Origin of the sequence: Janthinobacterium sp. MP5059B, assembly GCF_001758645.1 — a bacterium.
Taxonomy (GTDB): Bacteria; Pseudomonadota; Gammaproteobacteria; order Burkholderiales; family Burkholderiaceae_D; genus Janthinobacterium; species Janthinobacterium lividum.
On sequence record NZ_LRHX01000007.1, the window covers coordinates 283479 to 305749 of the forward strand.

Consider the following 22271-nt stretch of genomic DNA (forward strand, 5'->3'; position numbering starts at 1 on the left):
GCGCGTGGCGTTTTCCTGCTCATAAATCTTTCTATATAACAATTTTGATATATAGAAAGATGAATCCATTCGTTCTGTAATTACTGGCATTTTGATATCTTTCGCCTTCTCCCTAACCTTGAGAAGCGCAAAGATGCCTATACAATTCAAGTTACCACCGCTCACCGTAGCCGTACTGGCTATCCTGGGCGGTTCCGCATGGCAGGTGCACGCGCAAACGCAAGCGCCCGCAGCGGATCAGCAGCCGGCGGCCACCCCGCCAGCCGTCGTGGTCACCGGTTCGCGGATTCCCCGCGCCAGCCTGGAAGGCCCGTCTTCCGTCACCATCCTGACGGGGGATGAAATCACCAAGCAAGGGTACAAGAACGTCTTCGATGCGCTGACCAACCAGGTACAGAACAGCGGCTTTACGCAAGGCGAAGACTTCGGCAATACGTTCACGCCGTCGGCCAATACCATCAGCTTGCGCGGCCTGGGCCCGAACCACACCTTGATCCTGCTGAACGGCCGCCGCCTGGCCGACTTCCCCGTCGCCTACGAAGGCACGGTCAACTTCACCAACCTGGCGAATATCCCGTCGAGCATTGTCGACCGCATCGAGATCCTCAACGGCGGCGCTTCGGCCATCTATGGTTCCGACGCGATCGCCGGCGTGGTCAACGTCATCCTGAAAAAGCAGACGGAAGGTTTCGACATCAATGTCAAGGCGGGCGGCACCACGCGTGGCGGCGCCGGCAACCAGCGCGTGCAACTGACAGGCGGCGGCAATTTCGACAAGTTGCATACCTTGTTCAGCTTGGAGCTGAGCCAGCGCGATCCGCTGTCGAGCCTGCAGCGCGACTTCATGGCCACCCGTTCGGGCACGCCGACGAATATCGCCTCGCGCCGCGTGGTCCAGGCGGGCACCTCCGGCAGCTACGTGGACCTGGGCGATACCTGCAACCAGTTCGGCGACCTGTTCGGCGGCAGCGTCGTCAAGTACCAGGCGAAGAACGGCAGCTATTGCGCCAGCCCGAAAGTCGGCCCCACTTACTGGACCACGCAAACCAAGAACCGCAGCCAGAACGTGTTCGGCAGCGCCAACTATGAGCTGTCGCCGGAAACGACCCTGTTCGCCGACATCCTGATCGGCAAGAACTCGACCGAGAACAACACGCGCGGCCCGACGTGGACGTCGTCATCGACGGGCAGCAGCTATTTCCGCAACCAGAACACGAATCGCTACGAAGCGTGGACGCGTTATATATCGCCCGAGGAAATGGGCGGCGTGGAGCGCTACAACCGCAAGTGGGACGACCTTGCCACGGCCATCTCGCTGGGCGCCAAGGGCCGCATTCCCGGTACGTCATCCTGGCAGTATGAAGCGAACTACAATGCCTCGGTGTACAAGAGCGAAAGCCACACGCCGCGCGCGCTGGCCAATATCGACAGCTTCTTCCTGGGACCGAAACTGGGCACCGACGCTGCCGGCGTGCCGATCTACGCACCGGATCCGGCCCGCCTGTCGCGCCGCGTGACGGCGGCCGAATTCGACACCATCACGGGCAATTCCGACAGCGACGACAAGGCCTGGACGAATACCCTGAGCCTGTCCACAAATGGCGACCTGTTCCAGCTGCCCGCCGGCGTGGCGAAGATCGCCACCATCGCCGAAGTGGGCAAGCAGGGCTTCAGCAATGTGCCCGATGCGCGCCTGAACGACGGTTACTTCAACGTCGCCACCAAATCCGATATCACGGCCGGCACGCGTACCCGCTATGCGCTGGGGGCGGAATTGAATCTGCCGCTGCATGAAAAGCTGACCGGTACCCTGGCCGGCCGTTACGACCGCTACAGCTTTGCCGGCCGCCATGAGGGCAAGTTCACCTACAACGGCGGCCTGGAACTGCGTCCCGCGCCTGAGCTGCTGTTCCGCGCCAATTACGCTACCAGCTTCCGCGCGCCGGACATGAATTACATCTACAAGGCGCGCGGCACCGGTTACTACTCGAGCACCACCGACTACTACCGCTGCGGCGCGGCCGGCCAGGCCATCGAAGGCTGCGAATTTGCCAACAAGTCGCCGGGCGCTGATTATGTGCAGAACGGCAGCAAGGATCTGCAGTCGGAAAAAGGCAAGTCGTTTGGCGTCGGCGCCGTCTGGTCGCCCAGCTCGAACTTCGACGTCTCCGTCGACTACTGGAACATCAAGATCGATGACCTCGTGACGAACCTGAGTTCCGACAAGATCTTGCGCGACGAAGCCGATTGCCGCCTGGGCAAGACGGATATCAATTCGCCGACCTGCGTCGATACCCTGGGCCGCGTCGAGCGCTTCGCGGCGAATGCGCTGAACCGCGCCGGCGAGATCAAGACCATCACCGTCAATCCGATCAATGCGGCAAAGCAGAGCAGCAGCGGCATCGACGTGAGCCTGAAGTACCTGCTGCGTACGGCGGACTATGGCCGTTTCGCCTTCAAGGCCAACTACGCCAAGGTGCTGAGCAAGAAGTCGCAGCAATTCGTCGGCGACGAAGAGATCGACGAGACGAAATCGCTGACGAACATGGATTGGCCCGACAAGCTGAACCTGAGCGTGAACTGGAGCGCGGGCGACTGGTCGAACACTCTGCTGGTCAGCCGCTACGGCAAGATCCCGAACGCCGCCAGCACGGCCTATCTGACGCCGACGGCGCTGGCCAATATCAGCACCGTGTACCGCATCAACGACCGCGCCACCTTGTCGCTGATCGTCAACAACGTCTTCGACAAGATCAAGCGCGACACGAGCGGAGGCTGGCCGTACTACCCGGTGGGCAGTTTCAGCCCGCAGGGACGCCAGGGGTGGGTCGAGTTCAACTACCACTTTGGCTCGTAACTCACGCTTGCCAGAGCAAGGCCGGAGCAGCTGACGCTGTTCCGGCTTTTTTATTTGCCGCTGCGTTTTTACCTGACCGCCACTCTATAATTGCCCGCTTGTCCCTCTTGATGGAGCTAGTCCGATGCTACGCCGTGCCCTGCTGTCCGCCGCCGTGTTTTCCCTGTTTTCCGTCAACGCGCACGCCGCACGCGATATGCGGCTGTTTTCCCTGAAGACGGAGGCCGAGTACTCGGGTTTCAGGAATACGGGCCGCTACGAGGAAGTGGAAGCCTTGTGCCGGCGCTTCGAAGACCACCATCCGAAACAGGTGCGCTGCTTTGAATTTGGCCGCACGCCGGAAAACCGCCCCATGCTGGCGCTGGCCGTTTCCAACACGGGCGCGCTGACGCCGGACGCGGCCAGGCTGCGCAAGATACCGGTGCTGCTGGTGCAGGGCGGTATCCATGCGGGGGAAATCGACGGCAAGGATGCGGGTTTCCTGGCCCTGCGCGAAGTATTGGAAGGCAAGGCGGCCGCCGGCGCGCTGGACAAGCAGGTGGTGCTGTTCGTGCCCGTGTTTAATGTCGATGGCCATGAGCGCTTCGGTGCGTGGAACCGCCCGAACCAGCGGGGACCGCAGGAAATGGGCTGGCGCAGCACGGCGCAGAATTTCAATTTGAACCGCGACTACATGAAGGCCGATTCTCCCGAGATGCAGCACATGCTGGCGCTGGTCAATGCCTGGGATCCGCTGGCGTATGTCGACCTGCACGTGACGGACGGCGCGCAGTTCGAACCCGATATCTCGATCCAGGTCGAACCCGTGCATGCGGGCGAGGCGGCCTTGCGCGCGGCGGGAACGGCGCTGCGCGACGGCGTGCTGGCCGACCTGGCAAAGCTGGGTTCCGATCCGAAGCCGTTCTACATGTCGTTTGCCGAAGAAGACAATCCGCAGTCGGGTTTTGTCGATTCGACGCCGAACCCGCGCTTTTCGCACGGCTATTTCCTGTTACGTAACCGTTTCGGCGTGCTGGTGGAAACCCACTCGTGGAAGGACTACCCGACTCGCGTGCGCATCACGCGCAATACCATCATTTCCCTGCTGTCGCAGATGGCGCAGCACGGCGCCGCATGGCGGCAGAGCGCCATGGAAGCGGACCTGCGCGCGACGCAGCTGGCCGGCAGTACGCTGCCCCTCAGCTACAAGACCACGGAGAAAAGCCGCATGATCGCGTTTCGCGGCTATGCCTACACGCGCACGCCGTCCGAGGTATCGGGCGCCCTGATGACGCGCTATGACGAAAAGACACCGCAAATCTGGAACGTGCCGCTGCGCGACGAGATCGTGCCTGACCTGCAGCTGGGCGCACCGAAGGCCGGTTACCTGGTGCCGCGCGCGCAGGCGGCCATGGTGGGCGCCAAGTTGCGCCAGCACGGCATCGCCTACAAGGAAATGCGCAGCATCTTCGCCCGGCAGAATGTGGAAGTCTTCCGCGCCACTGCCGTCAAGTTTGGCGCGCAGTCGTTCGAGGGACGCCAGACGGCGGCGGTACAGGGCGAGTGGCAGAAAGAGGAGCGCCTCGTCGATGCCGGCGCGCTGTACGTGCCCGTCAACCAGCCGAAGGCGCGCCTGGTGGTGGCGCTGCTCGAGCCGCGCGCGCCCGACTCGCTGCTGGCCTGGGGCAGCTTCAACACGGCGTTCGAGCGCAAGGAATACATGGAGGACTATGTGGCCGAGGATGTGGCGCGCGCGCAGCTGGCGGCCGACCCGGCGCTGGCCGCGCAGTTCCGGCAGAAGCTGGCCGACGAGCCCGAGTTTGCAAAGAGTCCGCGCGCGCGCCTGGAGTTTTTCGCCCGCCGCCACGCGTCGTGGGATGAGCGGCTGAACCTGTATCCGGTCATGCGCGTCGACGTGGCGCCTGTCAGTTTCATGGATTTGTAACGCTCAATACGCGCGTCGCCGCACGGCGCACACGGGAGTTGTCAAATCGCGCAGATTAATCGAAAGAAAATGCTATTCTCCGCTCGATGCTGGCGCCGCCAGCACGAGCAGAGACGAGGAATGGGTAATAACACACTGTATAACCAGCACCGGGAGACATTTTTTCGCCTTTGCGACGCCGTGGGCGAGAATCAGGTGGAGCAGGTGCGCAGCCTGCTCCAGGCCACGCCGCTGCTGTTGACCTTGCGCCGCTACAACATGGATGACGGTGAGTCGCTGCTGCATCTGGCCGCGGCCGGCGGCAGCCGCGACGTCTGCGCCCTGCTCGTGTCGCTGGGCATGGACATCGATCTGCCCTTGCCCGGTTACCGCAACCATACGCCGCTGGACGCGGCGGCAAGCCATGGCCATCTCGATACCTGCCGATGGCTGCTCGAGCATGGCGCTGCCGTCGATGGCCTGCCGGACAATATCCTGTCGCCGCTGGACAGCGCCTGCGTTGGCGGCCATCAGGACGTGGTCGCGTTGCTGCTGCAGCGGGGCGCCAATCCGAACCGCCTGCATACGCGCTGGAACCAGGCGCCGGTCGATATCGCCACCGGCTGGGGCTTTCCCGCGATCGCCCAATTGCTCGCTGCCGCCGGCGGCGTCAGCATACTCGACGTGCCGCAGCAGGCGGCCGCCTCGCCGCAGGAATCGATCCGCACCTTCATGCACAACAGCGCCGGCTGGGTGCTGCCGGCCGTGTTCAGCCCGGACAGCGGCGACGCGCGCTTTTCGCTGGGGATCAGCTGCATCGATGGCAAGAGCGATTTCAAGCTGCTGTTTACGGTCGGCCTGTTCCAGCAATCGCCGATGACCGAACTGGCCATCTGCCTGCCGGCCCGCTGGCCGCTGACCGTACACGGCTTCATGGAACACAGCCCATGGCGTTTTCCGGTGGCGCTGCTGGCACGCCTGGGACGGCGCACGCTCGATCAGGCCAGCCTGGCCGCGGGCGAGCTGCTGCGGCGCGACGATCCGCATCTGGCGGACCTGGCCTGGCCGGACGGCGTCGATGCGCTGCTGGCCATCGACAAGCGCTGGAATCCGGCGCCCGAGGAAGAAGACATTGCCGACGATGACAAGGTCACCATCTATCTGCTGGTGCCGGTGAAGTTCACAAAAAAAGGCGCGCCCGACGCCAGCACCTTGCCGGCTTTGATGGAGCGCAAGCTCAAAGGCAGCTGGAAAGTGTCGGCCCTGCCTGTCCCCGTGATTGGCTAGCTCATGACAAAAAAAATTCTTCTCCTGAGCGTCTCGGCCGGCGCCGGCCACATGCGCGCGGCGCAAGCCATCGAGGCGTATGCGTCGCGCGATGGCGGCGCTGGCCCTGCGGCGCTGGTCCTGCATCTCGACGTGATGGACTTCGTCACGCCTGCATTTCGCAAGCTGTACACGGATTTCTATATCAAGCTGGTCAACAAGGCCCCCGCGCTGTGGGGCTATCTGTATCACGCCACCCACGATGCGCCGCGCGACAGCACCATGCAGCGCCTGCGCCGTGGCGTCGAGCGCCTCAACACGCGTGCGCTGATGGCGCAGATCGCCGCCTTCCAGCCTGACGCCATCATCTGCACGCATTTCCTGCCGGCCGAACTGCTGTCGCGCGCGCTGCGCCAGCAGCAGCTGGCTTGCCCCGTCTGGGTGCAAGTCACGGATTTCGACTTGCACCGCATGTGGGTGCATGAACAGATGCAGGGATATTTTGCCGCCACCGACGAAGTGGCGTTCCGCATGCGCCACGAAGGCATCCCCGCCGAACGCATCCACGTGACGGGCATCCCCATCATGCCCGCGTTTGCGCAGGTGCCCGACCGCGTGTCGTGCGCGCAGGCGTTTGGCCTTGACCCGCAGCGCACGACGATACTGCTGATGGGCGGCGGGGCGGGACTGGGCAGCCTTGAAACGGTCGCCGCGCGCCTGCTGGCGCTGCCGGGCGACTTCCAGCTGATCGTACTGGCGGGGAAAAACGCCGCCGCGCTGGCGGTGCTGCAGACACTGGCCGGCCAGTATCCGGGCCGCTTGCTGGCGCAAGGCTTTACCAGCGAAGTCGAGCGCCTGATGGCGTGCGCCGACCTGGTGATCACCAAGCCGGGCGGGCTGACCACCTCCGAATGCCTGGCCCTGGGCTTGCCCATGATCGTCAACTCGCCGATTCCGGGGCAGGAAGAGCGCAATGCCGACTATCTGCTGGAGCAGGGCGTGGCCCTGAAGGCATTCGATGCCGTCACCCTGGAATACCGCGTGCGCCTGCTGCTCGATCATCCCGAGCAGTTGCAATCGATGCGCGCGAAAGCGCTGGCCCTGGGCCGCCCGCGCGCCGCTCTGGACGTACTGGCGCAGGTGCTGCGCGCTGGCGCCATTCGTCAATAACAAGGAAGCCATGATGTTGCATGCATTACTTTTGACGCTCGCCCTGGGGCTGGCCGCCGCGCCCGCAGGGGCGCAGCCATCGCCGCCACGCCATCCGGACTGGGCCACGCCGTTGCCGCAGGTGTCGAACCTGCACCAGGTCACGCCCGTCCTGTACCGCAGCGCCAGGCTGGACAGCGCCGACGTGGCCCAGCTGCAGGCGCTGGGCGTGAAGACGGTGATCAGCCTGCGCTCCTTCCACTCCGATACGCAGGTGCTGGAAGGCAGCGGCATCCGCGCCGTCCGTATTCCCATCAATACCTGGGCCATCCGCGACCGGCATGTGATCGACACCATGCGTGCCATCCGCGCCGCCGGACAGCACGGTCCCGTGTTGCTGCACTGCCTGCACGGCGCCGACCGCACCGGCATGATGGCCGCCATGTATCGCATGCTGTACCAGGGTTGGCCGCGCGAAAAGGCGATCGACGAGCTGAAAAATGGCGGTTACGGCTACCACGCCGTGTGGAAGAATATCGAAAGCTACCTCCAGCGCGTGAATGTCGACGAACTACGCGCACGTATCGATGCGCCGCAACCCTGATACCCCGCTGGCGCGCCACTTCAGGCATGATTGCGATTCCAGTCACGTTTTTCCGGAACCCGCATGGAACACCATAGCTTTCTCATCAACATACTGTTTTACCTGGTTGCCGCCATCATCATGGTGCCGCTGGCCAAGCGCCTGGGCATGGGCGCCGTGCTGGGTTATCTGGTGGCCGGCGTCGTTATCGGTCCCTGGGGCCTGGGCCTGATCAAGAATGTCGAAGTGATCCTCAGCTTTTCCGAATTCGGCGTGGTGCTGCTGCTGTTCCTGATCGGCCTGGAGCTGGAACCCAAACGATTGTGGCTGCTGCGCCGTCCGATTTTTGGCTGGGGCGGGGCGCAGGTGGGTGTCGTCAGCGCGGGCTTGTGCGCCGTGGCCATGGCCTTTGGCGTGGACTGGCGCACCGCGCTGGTGGGCGCGCTGGGGCTGTCGCTGTCGTCGACGGCCATCGTGCTCGCTACCCTGGGCGAACGCAAGCTGATGACGACGCCGGCCGGTTCCGCGGGCTTTTCCATCTTGCTGTTCCAGGATATCGCCGCCATTCCCATGATCGCGCTGGTGCCGCTGCTGGGCGGCCTGGTCACGCATAGCGGTGAGCCGGGCTGGCTGCGCGTGGCCAAGCTGGCCGCCGTGCTGGCCGCCCTGGTGATCGGCGGGCGCTTCCTGGTAAACCCCATCCTGCGCTTCATCGCCAGGACGGACTTGCGCGAAATCTTCACGGCCTTCGCCCTGCTGCTGGTGATCGCCATTTGCGTGCTGATGGAATCGGTGGGCTTGTCGATGGCGCTGGGTACCTTCATGGCGGGCGTGCTGCTGGCCGATTCCGAATACCGCCATGAACTCATTTCCGACCTGGAGCCGTTCAAGGGACTGCTGCTGGGCCTGTTTTTCATCGCCGTCGGCATGTCCGTCGATTTCGGCGTGCTGCGCGCCCAGCCCCTGCTGATCCTGGCCCTGGTGGCGGGGCTGCTGGTGGTCAAGATCGCCTTGCTGTACCTGCTGTCGAAGTTTGTCGACATTCCCCGCGGCCAGCAGCTGTTCTTTGCGCTGCTGCTGTCGCAGGGCGGCGAATTCGCCTTCGTCGTGTTTGCCGCCGCCGAGGCCGCGCACGTGTTTGCGCCGGAGACGGCCGCGCTGCTGGTCGTGGTGGTGACCCTGTCGATGGTGGCCACGCCCTTGCTGCTGCTGGCGCACGATAAATTCGTCGCTCCGCGCCTGCAAGGCGAAAAGAAGCGCCGCCCCGACGACCATATCGAGGCGCAGGACAACCCCATCGTCATCGCCGGTTTCGGCCGCTTCGGCCAGATCATCGGCCGCCTGCTGGCGGCCAATAAAATCGGCGTGACGGTGCTGGACCACGATCCGGACCAGATCGATCTGCTGCGCAAGTTCGGCTTCAAGGTGTTTTATGGCGACGCCACGCGCGTGGATCTGCTGGTGGCGGCCGGCATCGAGAAGGCCAGGGCGCTGGTGATCGCCATCGACAACGTGGATGACAGCCTGGCCCTGGTCGATGCCGTGCGCCTGCGCCTGCCCGAACTGACGATTCTGGCGCGCGCGCGCAACGTCACGCATTACTATGAATTGATGAAGCGGGGCGTGACCCTGATCGAGCGCGAGACGTTCGCGGCGGCGCTGCTGCTGGGCGAGCAGACCTTGCAGCAGGTGGGTTTCAGCCCTGAGCGGGCGCAGCGCGCGGCCGGCATCTTTGGCCGGCATAACCTGAAAACCCTGCTGGAAGTGGCGCCGCACTTCCAGGACCAGCAAAAAGTCATGTCCCTCACGCGCCAGGCGCGCGAGGAACTGGAAGACATGTTCGAGAGCGATGCGGCGGCTTTTGCGGCGGCTGAAACTTCGGGGTCAGACCCTCAACACCGCTAACACAGAGGCTTGCGCTAACAATAGAGGGAGTCTGACCCCAGCCTTCGCTTGGGGTTTGCTAAAACTTACTTCCCCCGGCGGCTCTCAATCGCCTCGATCTGGTCCATGATGCCGTTCATGCGCGCCACCAGCGCCTGGTACGGTTTCGGCGAGGCCAGGTCGACGCCGGCCGCCTTCACCAGTTCATATGGATAGGCCGAGCCGCCCGCGCCGAGCATCTTCAGGTAGGCGGCCAGCGCGCCCGGTTCCTTGTCAAGGATGCGCTGCGCGAAATCCTGTGCCGCCGCGATCGAGGTGGCGTACTTGAACACGTAGAAGCCGTGATAAAAATGCGGCACGTAGGCCCATTCCAGCGCGTAGGCGGGATCGATGGTCATGACGCCCTGCGCTTCGCCGTGGTAGCGCTTGAGGATGCCGGCATAGATGGCCGTGATCTCTTCGCCCGTCAGCGATTCTCCCTTGTCCACCTTGCCGTGGATGGCCGCCTCGAATTCGGCGAACATGGCCTGGCGGAAGAAGGTGCCGCGCAGGTTTTCCAGCGCCGCGCCCAGGTACAAGAGGCGCTCGTCGTCATCCTTGGCCTGCTTCAGGCGCGCGTCGAGCAGCAGCGCCTCGTTCGTCGTCGAGGCGATTTCCGCCACAAAGATGCTGTACGGTGCATAGATCGATGGCTGCGCCTTGTTGGCCAGCACCGAGTGCATGGCGTGGCCCCATTCGTGCGTCAGGGTGCTGACGGCTTCGTAATTGTCCGTGTAGTTGAGGAGCACGAACGGATGCACGTCGTACGCGTCGCCATTCATGTATGCGCCCGCCACCTTGCGCGGACGCGGATACACATCCATCCAGCGCGCGTCCACGGCGGCGGTGAGCGCCTTCACATAGTCGGGCCCCAGCGGCGCGACGGAGGCCAGCATCATCTGCTTGCCTTCGGCCAGCGGGAAGGTGCGGTCGCTTTTCAGCAGCGGCGCATAGATGTCGTAATACGCGAGGTCCTTGACGCCCAGCATGCGCGCGCGCAGCTTGAAGTAGCGGTGCAAGGTGGGCAGATTGGCGTTGGTTTGCGCGATCAGGGTCTGGTAGACGGCTGGCGGCAGATGGTCGGCGTCGAGCGCCGCGCTTTGCGAGTCGGCATAGCGGCGCACCTTCGCATACGCGGCATCCGTCTTCAGCTGGCCGTACAGGGTTTCGCCGAACGTGCGTTCATATTCCTTCCACTTGCCGAAGAAGGCGTCGAACACCAGCTTGCGGTCGGCACGTTTGTCATCGTCGCGGTATTTCGTGTAGGCCGCCTGGTCGAGGCGCACCTGTGTACCGTCCGACAGTGTGACGGTCGGCCACGGGATTTCCGCATTGGCCAGGGTGCGGTAGATGCTGGCGGCCGAGCTTGTTGCCAGGCCAAACTGCGCCACCAGCTGCTCGCCAGCCGCGTCGAGCGTATGTGGCGCGCTGCGCAGCATGTTGCTAAATTGAAAACGGTACAGCTGCAAGCCCTTGTCCTTCGCCAGCATGGCATCGATGCGCTGGCTGCCCAGGGCAAGGATTTCCGGCTGCAGAAAGGTCGTCGCCTGGGAGAAATCGTTGCCCAGCAGGGCGGCGCGCTGGTTCAGCTGGTTGCCCTTGCTGTCGCCCGTATCCTGGTCGTAGTACTGCGCCGCATAGGTGGTGAGCGTGTTGACGCGCTTGCGCGCATCGGCGTACAGGTCCAGGCAGCTTTTCAGCCGGGCCGGCGAGGCTTTCAGCTGCCCTTTGCAGGCGCCCAGTTGCTGCAACTGGGCCGACAGCTTTTTCGCGTCGGCGTCGAACGCGGCATCGTTTTGATACAGCGCCGTCAAATCCCAGCGGTCGGCTTGCCGGTCGGTGGGAGCCGGCGCGGCGAAGGCGGTGGAGATGGCAAAGCCGAGGGCCAGCAGGGTCAGTACGGGGCGTTTGAGCGCGGTTGTCGGCATACAGTATCCATTCATGGTCTGGTTGCAAGGGATGCCGGCACGAACGTGGCGGCAGACAACGAGCTTACTGCAGCAGGGGGATGAAGGAAAGCATTTCGGACGAGGGGGAGGGGCGCGGGGAAAAGCAGCTTCCCCGCGCACTGCCTGATTACTGCTTCTTGCCCAGCAAATCGAGCAGAATCGACGTTTCCGCCGTGATCGCCGCCTTGATGGTCGGCTGGTACTCGGGCGCCCATTGCGGCGAGTGCGGTCCGGCCAGCGGTTTGCCGCTGGCCTTGGCCGCCGCCAGCTTGCCTGGCTCCACCGCGCCGATATGCAGCAGCACGGCTTTCACGCCGGCCTGGCCGTAGTTGGCGAAGTCTTCCGACGTCATCTTGGCCGGCATTTCCGTCACGTTGGCCGCGCCCAGCGATTTTTGCAAGATAGACACCATGCGCAGGGTCAGGTCCGGGTCGTTGTAGACGGCGTCCGTGCCGGGACGAATCTCCACCAGCGGCTCTTTCGGCGCGCCGGCGGCAAACGCTTCGCCCTTGACTTCACGCGCGATGCTGGCCAGCACGCGCTTGCGCACGGCATCCTTGAAGGTGCGCACCGTCAGCTGCATGGTGACCTGGTCGGGCACGATGTTGGCCTGCGTGCCGCCATGGATGCTGCCCACTGTGATGACGACGGGGTCCATCGGATTGTTTTCGCGCGAGACCAGCGTTTGCAGTGCCAGCACGATGCGCGCGGCCATCACGACGGGGTCGCGCGTGTCGTGCGGCGCGGCGCCGTGGCCGCCCTGGCCATACACGGTGATGCTGATGGTGTCGGCGGCGGCGCGGAAGTAGCCGGCGTGGTAGCCCACCGTGCCCGATGGCAGCGTCGCTTCATCGTGGAAGGACAGGGCATAGTCCGGTTTCGGGAAGCGCGTGAACAAGCCGTCCTTCAGCATGGCGGCCGCGCCCAGCAGCGGTTCTTCGGCCGGCTGGCCCACCAGCATCAGAGTGCCGCTCCAGTGCTGGCGGTTGTCGGCCATCAGTTTGGCGCTGCCATACCAGGCCGACATGTGCACGTCGTGGCCGCAGGCATGCATCACCGGCACGCTTTCGCCGGCCGCGTTTTTCGCCACCACGCTGCTGGCAAACGGCAGGCCGGTCTTTTCCAGCACCGGCAGCGCATCGATTTCCGTGCGCAGCATGACGACGGGACCGGGGCCGTTGCGCAGGATGGCGACGACGCCCGTGCCGCCGACGCCGGTGGTTACGTCAAAACCGAGCGCCTTGACCTTCTCGGCCAGTTTTTTTGCCGTCTCGACTTCCTGGAACGCCAGTTCCGGGTGGCGGTGCAAGTCCAGGTACAGGCTTTCCACGGCCGGGTAATTGGCTGCGAGCTGGGCCGCGATGGCGGGTGGCAGGGCCGCGCCGTGGGCGCTGCCGGCACAGGCGAGGACGGCGGCAAAGGTGATTTTCTTCAGGGGCAATGCGGAAAGTTTCATAGATTTCTTTGAGAAACAGGCGGGCGGACAAGCGCGGCGCGCCTGTAGTTGCGGAGGAGATTTTTAACTTAACAGAAACATTTCTCAAAATCAATAAATCAGCTACATATATTTCAACAATGTATAATCTGCAATGCAAAAAATTCCATATGGAATTAAATATATCTTCGATGCATTTATTGAGAGAAAAGACACCATGGGCTTTATCGCAAATATCAAGATCGGCAAGCGCCTGAGCATCGGCTTTGTCCTGATCCTGGCAATGACCGTTCTGATCGCTACAGTGGGCGTGTGGCGCCTCAATGAGGTGGCGACGTCGACGCGGGCCATGATGGCCGAACCGCTGACCAAGGAACGCCTGATTACCGACTGGTATGGCTTGAACTTTGCCTCGATCCGCCGCACGGCCGCCATCGTCAAGAGCAGCGACCCGGCGCTGGGACCGTATTTCAAGGAAGACTCGGCCGCGTCCGTGAAGAAGGCGGCCGAATTGCTCAAGCAGATCGAGCCGCTCGTCGCGGGCGACAAGGAAAAAGCCCTGTTTGCCAAGATCCTCGAGCAGCGCAAGGTGTACAGCGCCTCGCGCGACGGCGCCGTCAAGGCCAAGGCCGATGGCGACGTGGAAGGCGCGGCGAAAATCCTCGACACCGCATTTACCCCGGCGGCCAAGGTGTACCAGGATTTACTGCAGGAACTGGTGACCTTGCAGCGCGAAAGCATCGATGCGACGGCCAAGCAGATCGACGCTTCCGCCGTGCATGACACCACCGTCATCAGCCTGCTGACGCTGTTCGCCGTGGCATTCGGCGTGTTGTGCTCGTGGCTGCTGACGACGGGCATCACGCGTCCGCTGCGCCAGGCGCTGGCGCTGGCCGAAACGGTGGCCGCCGGCGACCTGACGCAGACCGTCGCCACGACGGCGAAGGATGAAACGGGGGCGTTGCTCACCGCCCTGGGCAATATGAACAACAATCTGGTCAGCATCGTCAGCCAGGTGCGCAGCGGCACGGACAGCATCGCCACGGCATCGTCGGAAATCGCGGCCGGCAACCTGGACCTGTCATCGCGCACGGAACAGCAGGCCGGTTCGCTGGAAGAAACCGCTTCGTCGATGGAAGAGCTGACCAGCACCGTCAGGCAGAACGCGGATAACGCGCGCCAGGCCAACCAGCTGGCCATCGCCGCGGCCGGCATCGCCAGCCGCGGCGGCTCGGTTGTGGCCGAAGTGGTGGCGACCATGGGGTCGATCAACGAGTCGTCGCGCAAGATCGTCGACATCATCAGCGTGATCGACGGCATCGCCTTCCAGACGAATATCCTGGCGCTCAATGCGGCCGTGGAAGCGGCGCGGGCCGGCGAGCAGGGACGCGGTTTTGCGGTCGTGGCCGGCGAAGTGCGCAACCTGGCGCAGCGCTCGGCAGCGGCGGCCAAGGAAATCAAGGGCTTGATCGACGACTCCGTCAGCAAGGTGGGCGTGGGTGCCAAGCTGGTCGACCAGGCCGGCGCGACGATGGATGAAGTGGTGTCCAGCGTCAAGCGCGTGACCGACATCATCGGCGAGATTTCCAGCGCCAGCCAGGAACAGACGCACGGCATCGGGCAAGTCAACCAGGCGATTACCCAGATGGACCAGGTGACCCAGCAGAATGCGGCCCTGGTGGAAGAGGCGGCGGCCGCCGCCGGTTCGCTGCAAGAGCAGGCGAACGGCCTGGCGCAAGTGGTCAGCGTATTCAAGTTGCGCGATCAGCCAGGTTTGCTGCGCCGTCCGGCGCCACAGCCGGCAGCCGCGCGTCCTGCGCCGGCAGCACCGCGCCCGCGCGTTGCCGTGCGCAGCGCCGCCGTGCCGCCAAGGACGCTGGCGCCAGCCAAGGCGGCAGCCGGCGATGACTGGGAAGAGTTTTAATAGCCAGTCGCCGCACCGTTCGTCACGCTTTTCGACCGTTCGCGTGGCACATTGCGCCGTTCGTGTGGCGCCGCTGGCGGCAGCGGCGGTGCGCCGATAGGCTGGGGGCTTCTTTCCTGGAGCCCCGCCATGCTATCGCTCAAAGCGCTCGATAAAACTTACGACAACGGCGTTCACGCCATCAATAACGTCAGCCTGGAGATTCCCGCCGGTCTGTTTGGCCTGCTCGGGCCGAATGGCGCCGGCAAGTCCTCGCTGATGCGCACCATCGCCACCTTGCAGGATCCCGACAGCGGCAGCATGCATTTCAACGGCGTCGATGTCGCCAGCGACAAGGCGGCGCTACGGCGCCAGCTCGGCTACCTGCCGCAGGATTTCGGCGTCTATCCCAGGGTCAGCGCGGTCGAGCTGCTCAATCACTTTGCCATCTTGAAGGGACTGCATCAGCGGGGCGAGCGTCGCGAGGCGGTCGAGGCGCTGCTGCAGCTGACCAATCTGTGGGAGGCGCGCAAGCGCGCCGTCGCCAGCTATTCGGGCGGCATGCGCCAGCGCTTCGGCATCGCCCAGGCGCTGCTGGGCGCGCCGCGCCTGGTGATCGTCGACGAACCGACCGCCGGCCTGGACCCCGATGAACGCCAGCGCTTCCTGAACCTGCTGGCGCGCATCGGCGACAAGGTGGTGGTGATCCTGTCGACCCACATCGTCGAAGACGTGACCAATCTGTGCCCCCGCATGGCCATGATCGCCAAGGGGCGCGTGCTGATCGACGGCGCGCCGCAGGCGGCGATCGCCACCCTGCAGGACCGCGTCTGGCGCCGCAGCGTCAGCGATGCCGAACTGGCGCAGTACCAGCAGCACTGCACGGTGCTGTCGAGCCGCCTGGTGGCGGGCCGCACGCAGATCAACGTGTATGCGGACAGCCAGCCCGATGACGGCTTCCGCCGTGTCGAACCGGACCTGGAAGACGTCTACTTCCTGCAACTGCGGGCGGCCTGAGGAGAACAGCATGTGGCAGGAATTCTTTCGCTTCGACTTGCGCTACCAATTGCGCCAGCCCTTGCTGTGGCTGATGACGTTGCCCCTGATGGCCGGTGCCTTTCTGACGGCCGGCAGCCCGACCTTCCGCCTCGGTGGCGGCATCGGCAATGTGCACCTGAACGCGCCGGCCGTGATCGCCAACCAGCTTGGCGTGCTGAGCATGCTTGCCATGTTCCTGGTGGCCGTGTTTATCGCCGGCGCCGTGCTGCGCGACAGCGACGCCGGCATCGCCGATCTGCTGTACGCCACACCGATGCGCAAGCGCGATTACCTGGGCGGGCGCTTCCTGGCCGGCCTGGCGGCCTGCCTGCTGGTATTCGTGCTGGTGGTGCTGGCGATGATGCTCGGTTCGCTCACTTCCGCCGCCGACCCCGAGCGGCTCAACCCCGTCACGCCGCTGCCCTATCTGTGGAGCTTTGCCGTCTTTATCGTGCCCAATGTGCTGTTTGTCGCCGCGCTGCTGATGCTGCTGGCCGTGGCCGGGCGCTCGATGCTGCTCGTGTACGTGGGCGTGCTGGCGTTTTTCGTGCTGTGGGCGGCCTCCGGCCTGCTGGCCGGACGTCCGGCGCTGGCCATGACGGCAGCCTTGCTGGACCCGTTTGGCGTGCGCGCCCTGGCGCTGGCCACGCGCTACTTCACCAGCGCCGAAATGAATACGGCGCTGCCGCCGCTGGCCGGCCTGCTGCTGGCCAATCGCCTGCTGTGGGGCGTGCTGTCGCTGGCGCTGCTGGCGGCCACCATCTGGCTGTTCAAGCCGCAGCGCGCCGGTGCAGGCCGCGGCTGGTTCCGCCGTGCCGTCCGCGCGCAGGCGGCGCCCGTTGCCATCGTCGCGGCCGGCCCCGCGCTGCGCCCGGTCGTGCCGCAGTTTGGCATGGCGGCGGCATGGCGGCAATTCTGGCATGTGCTGCGCTTTGACACGATGGGCGTGCTGAAAAGCGTGCCTTTCCTCGTCATGCTGCTGCTGGCGCTGGCCAACTTCATCGCCAATGTCAGTGTCGGCGGCTTGCGCTTTGACAGCGTGCCGTATCCGCTGACGCGCCTGATGCTGGTCGAACTGGCCGACAGCCTGAACTTTGTGCTGGCCATCGTCGTGATGTTCTACAGCGGCGAACTGGTATGGCGCGACCGGCACGCGAAGATCGCCGACCTGACGGACGCCTTGCCCGTGCCGGGCTGGCTGCCGCTGCTGGCCAAGTGCGGTGCCTTGACCGCCGTGGTGGCCGTGTTTCTGGGCGCCGGCGTGCTGGCTGCGCTGGCGGTGCAGCTGCTCCAGGGCGGCGTGCGCCCGGAACCGCTGCTGTATCTGCAAGGCACGCTGATGAACGCCGCCTGGTTCGTGCTGATGGCGCTGGCCATGCTGGCGTTGCAGGTCATCGTCAACCAGAAATACGTCGCGTATGCGCTTTCGCTGCTGCTGGTGATGTTCAAGCCGCTGCTGGCCGCGCTGGGCTTCGAGCATCCGCTGTACCGCTTTGCCTCGCTGCCGGAACTGGTGTACTCGGATTTGAACGGCTATGGCGGCCTGCTGGCCGGCTGGCTGTGGTTCGCGCTGTACTGGACGCTGGGCACGGTGGCGCTGCTGCTGGTGGCGCAGGCTTTTCGCCCGTCGGGGCGCGCGGCCCGCTGGCGCGTGCGCTGGTCGCAAGGCGTGCGGCGCCTGCGCGGCGCCAGCGGCTGGGCCCTGGCCCTGAGCCTGGCCGGCTTTGCCGCCAGCGGCAGCTGGATCGCCTACAACATGCACGTGCTGAACCACTATCAGTCCGGCGCACAGCTGCTCGATGCGCGCGCCGACCATGAACGGCGCTATCGCCAGTATCTGGCGCTGCCGCAGCCCGGCATCACGGTGATTGCCGCCAATGTCGACCTGTATCCGGCGCAGCGCAGCGCGGTGATACGCGGCCGCTATCGCGTGAAGAATCGTGGCGCGACGCCGCTGCGCACGCTGTACCTGCAGATGGATACGGCGGCGCAGACCACCTGGCAGGCACTGCCCGCGCACCGCGTGCTGGTCGACGATGCGCGCCATGGCGTGCGCATCATCGAACTGGCGCAGGTGCTGGCGCCGGGCGCGACGCTCGATCTCGCGTTTCTCGTGACCGTGCGCCAGCAGGGCTTTACGGCCAGCGGCCAGGCCGAGGGCGTGCAGCACAACGGCAGCTATTTCACCATCGAGCAGTATTTCCCGCACCTGGGCTACAACGCGGCGCAGGAGATCGCGGACAGCGGCGAGCGTCGGCAGCGTGGCCTGAGCGCGCCGCATGGCATGCCCAAGCTCGACGACCCGCAGGCGCGCTACAGCAATTATTGGAAGCAGTGGGGCATCGATGGCGACCTGGTCGACTTCCAGACCACCATCTCCACCAGCGCGGACCAGGTGGCGATCGCCCCGGGCACGCTGGAAGGCAGCTGGCAGCAAGGCGGGCGCCGTTATTTCAGCTACCGCATGGCGCAGCCGGCGCTGCCGTTCTTCGCCTTCCAGTCCGGCCGCTGGCAGGTGCGGCGCGCGCAGTGGCAGGATGTGGCGATCGAGATCCACCACGATGCGAAGCACGCGTGGAATACCGGCAGCATGGTCGCCGGCGCGCAGCAGGCGCTCGCCTACAACACGGCGCACTTCGGCCCCTACCCGCACCGGCACTTGCGCATCGTCGAGTTCCCCCTGTACCAGCAGTATGCGCGCAGCTTCCCGGGCCTGATCCCGTTTTCGGAGTCGCTGGGTTTTATCAGCGACCTGCGCGACCCCGATGGCGTCGACCATGTGTTCTATGTCACGGCGCATGAAGTGGCGCACCAGTGGTGGGGCGACCAGCTCATCGCCGCCAACGTGCAGGGCAGCGGCATGCTGACGGAATCGCTGGCGGAGTATTCGGCGCTGATGGCGGTGGAGCAGCGCTTCGGCGCCGACAAGGTGCGGCGCATCCTGCGCTTCGACCTCGATGCCTACCTCGCCGGCCGGGGCCGGGAACAGGGCCGGGAGCTGCCCCTGTTCCGCAGCGAGGGCCAGGCGTATATCGAATACCGCAAAGGCAGCCTGGCGTTCTACCGCCTGCGCGCCGAAATCGGCGAGGCGGCCTTGAACCGCGCCTTGAAAGCCTTCCTGGCGCAGCATCGCTATCGCAGCTCGCCCTATGCGACCAGCCGCGACCTGCTGTCCTTTATCCGCGCCGAAACGCCGGCGGCGCAGCAGCAGCTGGTCACCGATCTGTTCGAGCGTATCGTCCTGTACGACAACCGCCTGGCCGGCGCCAGTGCGCTGCGCCGTGCCGATGGCCGCTGGGACGTGACCTTGCAAGTGCAGCTGGCCAAGCTGGAAGCCGACCGCAAGGGCCGCGATATGCCGCGCGCCTACGATGAACCGGTCGACCTGGCGGTGTTTGCCGATGGCGCGCCACAGCGCCTGCTGTATCGCGGCAAGCACCGCTTGCCCGGCGGCGCCGCATCGGTGACGGTGACGGTCGATGCGCCACCGGGCGAAGCGGTGCTGGATCCGGAGCAGCTGCTGATCGAGCGCAATGGGCTGGACAACCGCCGGCGCGTGCAGCTTACAGGCGGTTGAGCTGTCTGAAGACGATGGCGCGCCGGCGCGACATGCCCACGCGCAGGCCGCCGTGCAAGGTGAGCGTCATGCCGCCCGCGGGCGCGGGCGCGATGTCCGTCACGCTGGCGAGGTTGACGATGCGGCTGCGGCTGACGCGCATGAATTTCGCCGCGTCCAGCCGCGCTTCGAGCTGCACCAGTGAGCGCAACAGCAGCGGACGGTGGCTATCGAAATACACGCGCGTGTAATTGCCTTCCGATTCGAACAGCGCGATGTCGTCCAGCGCCACGAACCAGCAGCGCTCGCCGTCCTTGATGAATACCTTGCCATCGGCGGCCGTCGCCCCGGCTTCCGGGGGAGCGGGCCGGCGCTTCTCGAGCGCTTGCGCCAGCCGTGGCGGATCGATGGGTTTGAGCAGGTAATCGAGGGCGCTGACGTCAAAGGCGCGCAGCGCATAGCGGTCGTAGGCCGTGGTGAAGATCACGGCCGGCGCTTGCGCGAGCGCCCCCAGCAGGTCGAAGCCGCTGCCATCGGGCATTTGCACGTCGAGGAAAATCAGGTCCGGCGCCAGCGCCGCGATCTGCTGCAAGCCTTCCTGTACGTTGGCCGCTTCGCCGACCACGCTGACCCACGGATGCTCGCGCAGCAGGCGGCGCAACTCGTCGCGCGCCAGCCGCTCATCGTCGATGATCATCACGCGCATGTCTGCTCCCAGGGTAGTGTGACGGTGGCGATGACCCAGCCGTCCTGCTCGGCCAGGCGGCAAGTGGCTCCCGCGCCAAACAGCAGGTGCAGACGCTGGCCGGCATTGGCCAGGCCCACGCGCGTCGAGCCGCTGTCGGCTGCCAGCTTGCCCTGGTTCGCCACGCGCAGCAGCACGCTGTCATCGGCCCGGCGCGCCTCGATGCGCACGGCGCACGGGCCGGTGCTGCGTTCGACGCCATGCTTGATGGCGTTTTCGACCAAGGTTTGCAGCAGCATCGGCGGCAGCGCCACGGCGTCGAGGCCGGGAGCGATATCCTGGCTCAGTTGCAGCCGCTCTTCAAAGCGCAGCTTTTCCATGCCGAGATAGGCTTGCAGTGCGGCCAGCTCGGCATCGAGCCGCACCGTGTCGGACAATCCCGTCTGCAGATTGTGGCGCATCATGGCGGCCAGCTGGTTCATGGCACGCGCGGCTGCCTGCACGTCCTGGAACATCAGCGCGCGGATGCTGTTCATGCTGTTGAAGAAAAAGTGGGGATTGACCTGCGCCTGCAAGGCGCGCAGTTCGGCATCCTTGACATGGATTTCCAGCTGCAGCTTTGTCGAAAACGCCAGTTTTGCGTTGGGCGTGGCGGCGCGACAGCGCCAGGGTGTACAGCAGCGTCCACAGCGCGAACACGATAAACCAGAGCACCGTCAGGATCGCCAGGGTGGCCGGCAGTTCGGCGCGGTCCTGCAGCAGGGCGCCGTTGCGGAACAGCAGCTCGGCCAGCAGCACGGCACCTGTTTGCAGCACGCTGAGCAGCAGCAGGCCGGCGCCGATGCGCGCCAGCGGCAATCTGTCTTGCGCTCCCTTGATCCAGCCATGGCGCCGCAGGTGATTGCGCCAGCCGTGCGACAGGCCCAGGCCTGTCAGCGCGCAGAAGACCTTGGCGACCGAGAACCACAGGACATAGGCATTGGGCCCGCCGCCCCAGGAGGCGTACACGCCCAGCGCCGCCAGCGCGCCCCAGCCGGCGCACTGCGCGATCCAGTAGTCGCGCGGCGTGCGCACGGTCAGGCTTGTTGCAGCGCGATGGTGCCGAACGTGGTCGGCGTCGAGCACGGCTCTTCGTCGAAGGCGATGTCGCCCATGGGGCTGGCCACGCCGTCCGCCTTCAAATCCTTGAAGCCGAACAGTTTCGGATCCATCAAGTGCGATGGCGCCACGTTCGACAGGGCCGAGAAGATGCTTTCCACGCGGCCGGGGAATTTCTTGTCCCATTCGCGCATCAAGCCCTTGATCTGCTTGCGCTGCAGGTTTTCCTGCGAACCGCACAGGTCGCATGGAATGATGGGGAAGCCCTTGACTTCCGCATAGCGCTGCGTGTCTTCTTCCTTCACATACGCCATCGGGCGGATGACGATGTGCTTGCCGTCGTCCGACTGCAGCTTGGCCGGCATGCCTTTCAGTTTGCCGCCGAAGAACATATTCAGGAAGAAGGTTTCCAGGATGTCGTCGCGGTGGTGGCCCAGGGCGATCTTGTTGGCGCCCAGCTCGTCGGCCACGCGGTACAGGATGCCGCGGCGCAGGCGCGAGCACAGCGAGCAGGTGGTCTTGCCTTCCGGGATCAGGCGCTTGACGATGCTGTAGGTATCCTGGTTTTCGATGTGGAAGGCCACGCCCAGTTCCGTCAGGTAGGCGGGCAGGATTTCCGGCGGGAAGTTCGGCTGCTTCTGGTCCAGGTTGACGGCGACGATGTCAAAATGGATAGGCGCGCGTTCGCGCAAGGTCATCAGAATGTCCAGCAGGGCGTAGCTATCCTTGCCGCCGGACAAGCACACCATCACCTTGTCGCCGTCTTCGATCATGTTGAAATCGCCGATGGCCTGGCCCACCAGGCGGCACAAGCGCTTGTGCAGCTTGTTGTTTTCCAGGGCGATCTTTTCCGCCTTCTTGCGCGCCAGTTTTTGCGCTTCCACATTGGCCGGCACTTCCACGGCGGCTGTCATCGTTTCCAGTAC

The 22271-nt window shown here is 64.8% G+C and carries 14 protein-coding genes; 9 read left to right on the forward strand and 5 right to left on the reverse strand.

All coding sequences use genetic code 11. From position 1 onward, the window contains the following. The first annotated feature begins 133 nt into the window (after positions 1-133). From JAB1_RS11795 to kefC, 6 genes are all read left to right on the forward strand, one after another. Positions 134-2857 carry a TonB-dependent receptor gene (locus tag JAB1_RS11795; RefSeq protein WP_070280045.1) on the forward strand — a complete coding sequence of 908 codons (2724 nt, stop codon included), beginning with the start codon at positions 134-136 and terminating at the stop codon, positions 2855-2857. Positions 2858-2981: 124 nt separating this feature from the next. Continuing rightward, entirely contained in the window at positions 2982-4781 is a 1800-nt protein-coding gene (locus JAB1_RS11800) for a M14 family metallopeptidase (RefSeq protein ID WP_070280046.1), read from the forward strand. 120 nt (positions 4782-4901) lie between these two features. After that, a complete protein-coding gene (locus tag JAB1_RS11805; RefSeq protein ID WP_070280047.1) occupies positions 4902-6047 on the forward strand; it encodes an ankyrin repeat domain-containing protein in 1146 nt (381 codons plus the stop codon). A gap of 3 nt (positions 6048-6050) precedes the next feature. Beyond that, positions 6051-7196, forward strand: a complete 1146-nt coding sequence (locus tag JAB1_RS11810; RefSeq protein WP_070280048.1) for a glycosyltransferase — start codon at positions 6051-6053, stop codon at positions 7194-7196. A 10-nt stretch (positions 7197-7206) separates the two neighbouring features. Next, positions 7207-7779: a dual specificity protein phosphatase family protein gene (locus tag JAB1_RS11815; protein WP_254672058.1), complete on the forward strand. Its 573-nt coding sequence runs from the start codon at positions 7207-7209 to the stop codon at positions 7777-7779. Positions 7780-7842: 63 nt separating this feature from the next. Beyond that, positions 7843-9663 carry a glutathione-regulated potassium-efflux system protein KefC gene (kefC, locus tag JAB1_RS11820; RefSeq protein WP_070280050.1) on the forward strand — a complete coding sequence of 607 codons (1821 nt, stop codon included), beginning with the start codon at positions 7843-7845 and terminating at the stop codon, positions 9661-9663. Positions 9664-9728: 65 nt separating this feature from the next. On the opposite strand, the gene pepF is transcribed toward kefC, so the two are convergent. Both pepF and JAB1_RS11830 read right to left on the reverse strand, forming a co-directional pair. Continuing rightward, positions 9729-11609 carry an oligoendopeptidase F gene (pepF, locus tag JAB1_RS11825; RefSeq protein ID WP_070280051.1) on the reverse strand — a complete coding sequence of 627 codons (1881 nt, stop codon included), beginning with the start codon at positions 11607-11609 and terminating at the stop codon, positions 9729-9731. Positions 11610-11757: 148 nt separating this feature from the next. Then, positions 11758-13086 (reverse strand): amidohydrolase, encoded by a 1329-nt coding sequence (locus tag JAB1_RS11830; protein WP_070280052.1) that lies wholly within the window; start codon positions 13084-13086, stop codon positions 11758-11760. A gap of 196 nt (positions 13087-13282) precedes the next feature. Here JAB1_RS11830 and JAB1_RS11835 point away from each other — a divergent pair, with 196 nt between their 5' ends. The 3 genes from JAB1_RS11835 to JAB1_RS11845 all read left to right on the forward strand — a co-directional run bounded on the left by JAB1_RS11835 (position 13283) and on the right by JAB1_RS11845 (position 19583). Then, the gene (locus tag JAB1_RS11835) at positions 13283-14989 is read left to right on the forward strand and encodes a methyl-accepting chemotaxis protein (protein WP_070280053.1); all 1707 of its coding nucleotides are present in this window, start codon (positions 13283-13285) and stop codon (positions 14987-14989) included. A 129-nt stretch (positions 14990-15118) separates the two neighbouring features. Next, on the forward strand, positions 15119-15985 hold the full coding sequence (locus JAB1_RS11840; protein ID WP_070258604.1) for an ABC transporter ATP-binding protein: 867 nt from the start codon (positions 15119-15121) through the stop codon (positions 15983-15985). A gap of 10 nt (positions 15986-15995) precedes the next feature. Beyond that, on the forward strand, positions 15996-19583 hold the full coding sequence (locus JAB1_RS11845) for a M1 family aminopeptidase (RefSeq protein WP_070280054.1): 3588 nt from the start codon (positions 15996-15998) through the stop codon (positions 19581-19583). On the opposite strand, the gene JAB1_RS11850 is transcribed toward JAB1_RS11845, so the two are convergent. The 3 genes from JAB1_RS11850 to ttcA form a co-directional block, all read right to left on the reverse strand. Continuing rightward, on the reverse strand, positions 19570-20268 hold the full coding sequence (locus JAB1_RS11850) for a LytTR family DNA-binding domain-containing protein (RefSeq protein ID WP_070280055.1): 699 nt from the start codon (positions 20266-20268) through the stop codon (positions 19570-19572). The two genes, JAB1_RS11845 and JAB1_RS11850, sit on opposite strands and share 14 nt — an antisense overlap. Beyond that, complete coding sequence (locus JAB1_RS30270; protein ID WP_254672059.1) at positions 20259-20783, reverse strand: histidine kinase; 525 nt, start codon at positions 20781-20783, stop codon at positions 20259-20261. Before JAB1_RS30270 ends, JAB1_RS11850 begins: the two co-directional genes overlap by 10 nt. 540 nt (positions 20784-21323) lie before the next feature. Beyond that, positions 21324-22259 (reverse strand): tRNA 2-thiocytidine(32) synthetase TtcA, encoded by a 936-nt coding sequence (ttcA, locus tag JAB1_RS11860; protein WP_070258652.1) that lies wholly within the window; start codon positions 22257-22259, stop codon positions 21324-21326. Between the last annotated feature and the right edge of the window lie 12 nt (positions 22260-22271).